This window comes from Paenibacillus xylanivorans, from assembly GCF_001280595.1.
GTDB lineage: Bacteria > Bacillota > Bacilli > Paenibacillales > Paenibacillaceae > Paenibacillus > Paenibacillus xylanivorans.
Genome location: NZ_LITU01000053.1, coordinates 471439 through 477821 on the forward strand (window position 1 = coordinate 471439; position 6383 = coordinate 477821).

Below are 6383 nucleotides of genomic sequence, written 5' to 3' on the forward strand. Positions count from 1 at the left end.
GCCGGAACCGGAACCGAGACAACAGGGCGGCAAACAGTATAGATGACACAAGTTAAAGCGTTGAAAGATACAAGCCGCATTGATGCGGCTTTTTTCGTTTTGTCAGGGTACAAGGACTTGGAGCTTTTGCCACTCAACCATAATTTAGATAATTGTGCATATTGAATTTGTAACCTGTGTATTCAAATTTGTTTAAATACTTGCTAAACTTTGTTTTGATAATGAGAATCATTATTATTAAATGGAGGCTGAATTTGACCGAGGGCTTTCTAGGAGCAAATCAATGATAAGAAAGGTTGGTAGAAATGAGTTCAAACAGACAACTATGTATTGGATTGTCCCTAAATGCAACGTGGAATAAAGGTGACGGTTGGCGACACCCGGATAGCGGAGTGGAGCAAACAGGAGCCATTGACTATTATATTCATTGGGCAAAAATAGCAGAGAACTCAAAGCTCGATTTTCTTTTCAGAGCGGATTATCTATATATTAGCCCGCAGATGTTAGGCGATTCTTCTAATTTCGGCAGCCCGGACCCTACTTTGTTTTTTGCAGCTATAGCTCGTGAAACCGATCGGATCGGACTGGTTACGACCATTTCCACCACGTTTAATCCACCGTACATTGTTGCCCGACAGCTTCAATCCTTGAATTGGCTAAGCAATGGACGTGCTGGCTGGAATATTGTCACTTCTATTGAGGGAGCCGATAATTTCGGTAATTCACCAATGCCATCCCCGGAAGAAAGGTATTCCAAGGCAATAGAGTTTACGGATGTGGTATGCAAGCTTTGGGATAGTTTTCCGAGTGAAGCCATTGTTATTGACCGTGAGTCAGGCATGTTTTCTGATAAGGAAAAAGTGAATGCAATTCATCATTCTGGTGAATTTTTCAGTGTAAAAGGGCCTCTAACTTTACCTTCTCATCCATCGGGAAGCATTCCTTTGTTTCAAGCCGGAGCTTCGGAAATTGGACGGAATTTTGCCTCTTCCGTAGCGGATGCTATTTTTGCGGCAATGCCGGATCTTGAATCGGGTGTGGAATTGCGAAGTGATTTGAGAAAAAGAGCTGTAGAACATGGGCGCGATCCGAACACGATTAAAGTTTTGCCGGGTTTATATTTCTTCCTGGCCGATACGCACGAAGGAGCGCTTGAATTACATAAGGCTGCTCATGCCCATTTAAGTCTTGAGCGTAGACATGCCTCTCTCCAATCGTTGATGGGCCTTGATTTAAGCGGTTTTTCCTTGGATCAACGCGTAACTGAAGATATGCTTCCAGCTCCTGATCAGGCTGTCCGCAGCCGCACACATGCCGAGCTGTTGCGCCGATTTATTACAAAATATCAACCTACAGTGAAAGAGATCCTGGACCGGCCAGAGGTTGTCGGATCTGCCCATTGGGTATCTGTGGGGACAGTCGAGACCGTAATGAATGATATTATTGAGCGGGTTGAGGCAGGTGCGATTGATGGATTCATCGCGCTGCCAGGCGGTTCAGAAAAATCGATGGAAATATTCTTTGAAAAGCTGATTCCGAAGTTGGTTGAAAGAGGCTTGTTCAGAAGTGAATATATGGGACAAACGTTGCGTGATCATTTGGAGGGTTCATAGGTCATTACTGTTTTTTTATTTTAAAGCGAGAGCATGTGTACACACAATATGGATTACGTATCGTATGGGGAGGACATATGAACAGATTAATAGGATGGATTGCATCGATAATTATACTTGCAGGAGTACTGGCTGGATGTTCTGAAACGCCAGTCGCAGTTACTCCTGAAGCCAGCAAAATCGAGGGTGAAGGATGGCCAAGAACCATTAAGGATGCCAGCGACAATGGAGTGGTGCTTGAGAAACGACCAGAGCGTATAGCGGTGCTACATCCTTTGTATTTAGATTACTTTTTTGCTTTGGATACACCTCCCATTGCATCAACAAGCGCGGCGGAAGCATTGGAAAAGTTTGCTACTTTACAGCCTTACGCCGAATCTGCTGATATTATTGATTTGGGGAGCGACTCAGCGAATTTGGAAAAGATTATTGCGGCTCAGCCTGATGTAATTGTAACCTTCAAGGGGTCTGTGGATACCATTTATGATGAGTTGAACAAGATTGCTCCAGTCATCTTAATCGACTATACTGACACCTGGGAAAAAACGACGATGCTTCTCGCTGAGGTTGTTGGAAAAGAGAAGTTGGCGGAAGAAACCATCAAGGAAACCCAAGAAATGATAGTGAAAACGAAAGAACAGTTAAGTACTCTTGAGAATAAAACCTTTGCCTTGCTACGAGTTGACAGCAAAGCCAATTTTAATGCTCAAGGATCTAAGAATACAATGTACTACAATCAAACTTCAGGCTTTGGGTTATCGGCACCGAAGGGATATCCAGAGGGGGGAGAGTCGCTGTCGCTGGAGGGGCTATCTGACATGAATCCCGATTATATTATTATCCAGCATGATATTGACGTAGCAAAGGCAGCGTTAAAGGAAAAGGAATCTTCGAAGGTATGGAACTCACTGGAGGCAGTAAAAAACAACCATGTTCTTATATTTGATAATTCCCTCAATAGTGCGAGTATCCTGGCTGTCCGTTTGGCCTCAGAGTATTTTCTGAAATTGGCTGAACAATAATTGTTATACAAAAGATCCGATTGCTGATTCTGAGCGCAATCGGATCTTTTAATGTAAGAAGACAAGAACATTGTCGTATTGAGTCCGCCTTAATATTAGAATTAAAGGGAAATTATAGAGTGCAAAAAGTGGTGAACGGCCGCACCGCCCGGAGTAACCAGGCAAGCGAAGACGATGACATATGTGTCAACGTTCCACAGCAGCTCCGACGAACTCGGATGCAGCCCGCTGAGCGAGAGCATTGGAACCGCCAGATTGATGGCGGCAACAAGGCCAACGACCAGGATGATGCACGCGCAAACGCAGGGCAGAATCAGCCCCGGTTGTCGTGACGTTTTCACGGCAACCGGGGAAACTATCCTTGGAGCACTTATGGTTTTCCGACATGCTTGTACGCACCAGCCTTGATGTCATCCATCAGAGTTGGTGAAGCTGGCGTCCATCCGAGAAGTTCGCGAGTACGTTCGCTGGAGCCGGTCATGGATAGTTTAAAGAAGCTGCCGACCAATCCGAAGTGCGCATCGGCGTCTTCTGATGCAATCGAGGCTACCGGGATGTCGAGGGTGCGCCCGATTGCTTCGGCAATCGATCGAGTGGTGATGGCTTCCTCTGCGATCGCATGTAGACGCGATCCAGCCGGCGCCTTTTCGAGTCCCAGCCGGAGGAGCCGGGCTGCGTCGGAACGGTGCACTGCAGACCAAGCGTTGGAACCGTCACCGATGTACCCGGACACGCCCTGCCTGCGGGCCGCGGATATTAGGAAATTAATGAATCCCCAATCTCCAGTCCCGTGGACCGTCGGAGCGAAACGGGTGATGATGGTCCGTACTCCACGACCGACGTAGTCGAGAGCAAGATTTTCGGAGCCCCCCCTGTCAGAGCCCGGGCCCACAGCTGGGGACGGGTCAGCCTCCAACACCGGACGCCCTTGAACCAGACCGGAGATGGCATTAGCGACTATGAAAGGCCGGTCAGTACCGATCAGTGTCTCGGCGAGAGTTTCGACTGCAGCCCGTTCAGCACGATCCGACTCCGTAGGATTCGCCCAGTCATGCTTGTTCGCCAGGTGGATGACAGCCTCAGCTTCGGACGCCCCCCGGCGGAGGGCGTCGAGGTCATCGAGATCCCCGCGCAGTGCAGTCGCGCCTTTCTCTTCAAGCGAAGCCGCAGAGACGTCCGACCGAGCCAGTCCGACGACCTTGTAGCCTGCTCTCAGCAACTCATCTACGGTGGCCGATCCAATCCATCCCGTTGCTCCAGTAATAAATACATTCATCTGTGTTACCTCCTTGTAGCCCTTCCACAGGCTACACTTCATATTTTTTTACGGTTACTCGCATTGTCAGGATTCACGAAAATGTCCGCTTCTGACAATTACGAGACATTGTGTAACTTAATATAACAGTTACAGTACAATGTGTCTAGTAATTATTTTGGAGTAGGGACAAGACGCGTGGGAAGACCCATGGATGCATGACGTGAGCGAATGTCGGCTTAGTGACGAGCGGGTTTGGAGAGTCATCAATCAGTGTTGCGTGAGCGCCAATGGGCAAGTTTGTTTTAGAAGGCATTCCCACCATAGTCCGTGTTCTTGTCGCGCCACACAGCGTGTGGATGTGGGTCTGAAAGGATTATACCGCTGTGCATAGAAAACTCGATCCACACCGAAGGACCGTCGATACGGATATAGTCCTTCGGTTTACTCAGGGAGGTTGAGCCCGAATAAGCGACGTACGTGAAATCGAGCTCGTCCTCATAGCCAGCGAGGATTCTCGCAGCGTTCTCGTCGTCGATGCTGCTGACATAGGTTTCGATCGCTGCTAGCAGCAGGGCTCTCTGGTCTTCGCGTAATTCGAAGCCCCGAATGCCCTCAGCCGTCGTAGGGAACGCCCAATCCTTGCCTGGGCCCAGCAAGAGATCCCGGTACTTGTCGCGGAGTCTGGATAAGGATAACTGGTCATTGTCAAATGAGGCGAGCGGAGCTACGAAGGTTCTCTGTGCCTGCTGCTGGGGTTGATTGCTTATGCCGTTGTACTCGAAGGTCGAGAACGGTTCAGTACCACGGAACGAGGGGGTTGCTCCAACGAGGTTACCACCAGTGTAAGTGTTGGCGACTGCGAGGTGGTGTCCGCCGAATTGCAGCTCCCACGTCCCCGAATCTGATGGCGTACCAAGGAAGGCAACGTAGAAGTTCTCCCGCCCGTAGTCCCGGGCCACACCGTAATCACGAAGATAGTCGTCGGCATTAAGGATCTGTTGGATCTCGTCATAGCCCTTGTTCTTGCCTGAACCGGTAGCCGCCGCGAGTAAGACATTCAGCGATGTCCATTGTTCTTCCGAGAGCCTGCCGATCCGGAGACCGCTTCGGCCGCGGTGACCCATCGTTGCCTGGGGATAGTTCGACCAGTTCACTACATTTTTCAGCGAATAGTCCTGGTTCAAATCGCGGAGCTGGTCATAGGAGAGCGTAGCCGCGAACGACTTCGCGAGCTCGACGACTTTGCCATTCAAGGTTGTTGGGCAGTTGTACGTATGTGCCACTCTAGCCGTAGATATGCGCATAATAATTGTTATCTCCTTCATAGCCCTCTTCGGGCATCAATTGAAATGATCGACACAGTTTCGAGTCACCGTGCACCGAAAATATAGCATATACGAGACACGGTGTCCACATATATGGTTTGGAATTGGACAAAGAGGACTGTCTCCGTGTATAGTTGAGACATGAAAAAAGAACATTATCATGGCGGTCGTCCCCGAAGTGAGCAAGCGAGGGCGGCTATTTTGGATGCGGTTGATGACCTCTTGGTCGAGGTCGGATATGCGGCAATGACGATGAAGGGCATCTCCGAGAAAGCAGGAGTGTCCCGGCAGACTTTGTACCGTTGGTGGTCACACAAAGCGGAAATCCTGTTCGAGGCCAGTGTAGCCGATGCCGAGGAAGAATTGGAGATTAGTCCCACAGGGGCTCCGTTGGATGATCTAAGAGCGTACCTGGAAGCACTCGTTCGCTTCCTTACGCACTCACCGGCAGGCGCTGCCTATCGGGCTCTCCTGGGTGAAGCACAACACGACTCTGCCGTGGGGGAACTACTCTCTGCGAAGGACCTGCTCGGCGACAGCGCCCGGGTCGTGATTGAGCGCGCGCTCGGGAAGGACACACTTCCAATTCCAATCGATCAGGCAACAGCCTTGTTGATTGGACCGACATTCTTCTGGATTCTGAGCGGACGCAATTCCGAACAACTTGTCCCACTTAAACTTGCCGAAGACTTCATGAGCGACCTTCGTGCAAGACAATTGCGCTGAAGGGTCGCTTAATTGCAAAGACCGACTGGACAAGATGAAGAATGGAATCCACTTACTCATTGCTCACGTGGTTACACTGCATAGGGCTTAGCGTAAACGAGGTACTATTAATAGCAAGATAGCGACTTGAAGGTCGGTATCTTGCTATTAATATGTGTTACTTGATCGTTGGAGATTGACAGTCGCGCTTTTCAGCAAATGGATACTCAATTCCTTTTTAACGTTTTCTTATTGTGTAAAATGATGGGGATCAAAAGGGCGGTACACAAGTACAAATTCTTGTTCACCGTCAATAGATTCGTAGATTATAGAGATGGATTAAAATGGTATTTCGCGGGGCAAGAACATGATACCAGAAGAAGTCGCTAATTTAGCGGCTTTTTTTATTTTAGCCTTTACTTCATCTAAGTCAAATAAAATGTACCCTATAAGATGGACA

General features: G+C 48.8%; 6 protein-coding genes. 3 read left to right on the forward strand and 3 right to left on the reverse strand.

What is annotated here, in order from left to right; genetic code table 11:
• Nucleotides 1-305: 305 nt before the first annotated feature.
• Nucleotides 306-1613: an NtaA/DmoA family FMN-dependent monooxygenase gene (locus AMS66_RS12125; protein WP_053781023.1), complete on the forward strand. Its 1308-nt coding sequence runs from the start codon at nucleotides 306-308 to the stop codon at nucleotides 1611-1613.
• Between the two features lie 77 nt (nucleotides 1614-1690).
• On the forward strand, nucleotides 1691-2635 hold the full coding sequence (locus AMS66_RS12130; RefSeq protein ID WP_053781024.1) for an ABC transporter substrate-binding protein: 945 nt from the start codon (nucleotides 1691-1693) through the stop codon (nucleotides 2633-2635).
• Nucleotides 2636-2821: 186 nt separating this feature from the next.
• Here AMS66_RS12130 and AMS66_RS31720 read toward each other — a convergent pair whose 3' ends face one another.
• The 3 genes from AMS66_RS31720 to AMS66_RS12145 form a co-directional block, all read right to left on the reverse strand.
• Nucleotides 2822-3022 (reverse strand): hypothetical protein, encoded by a 201-nt coding sequence (locus AMS66_RS31720; RefSeq protein WP_160319686.1) that lies wholly within the window; start codon nucleotides 3020-3022, stop codon nucleotides 2822-2824.
• The gene (locus AMS66_RS12140) at nucleotides 3006-3911 is read right to left on the reverse strand and encodes an SDR family oxidoreductase (protein ID WP_053781026.1); all 906 of its coding nucleotides are present in this window, start codon (nucleotides 3909-3911) and stop codon (nucleotides 3006-3008) included. Before AMS66_RS12140 ends, AMS66_RS31720 begins: the two co-directional genes overlap by 17 nt.
• A 284-nt stretch (nucleotides 3912-4195) precedes the next feature.
• Nucleotides 4196-5146, reverse strand: a complete 951-nt coding sequence (locus AMS66_RS12145) for a DUF3500 domain-containing protein (protein WP_201782165.1) — start codon at nucleotides 5144-5146, stop codon at nucleotides 4196-4198.
• A gap of 213 nt (nucleotides 5147-5359) precedes the next feature.
• On the opposite strand from AMS66_RS12145, the gene AMS66_RS12150 reads away from it, so the two are divergent.
• Nucleotides 5360-5944, forward strand: coding sequence for a TetR/AcrR family transcriptional regulator (locus AMS66_RS12150; RefSeq protein ID WP_053781028.1), 585 nt, complete (start codon nucleotides 5360-5362; stop codon nucleotides 5942-5944).
• Nucleotides 5945-6383: the final 439 nt, after the last annotated feature.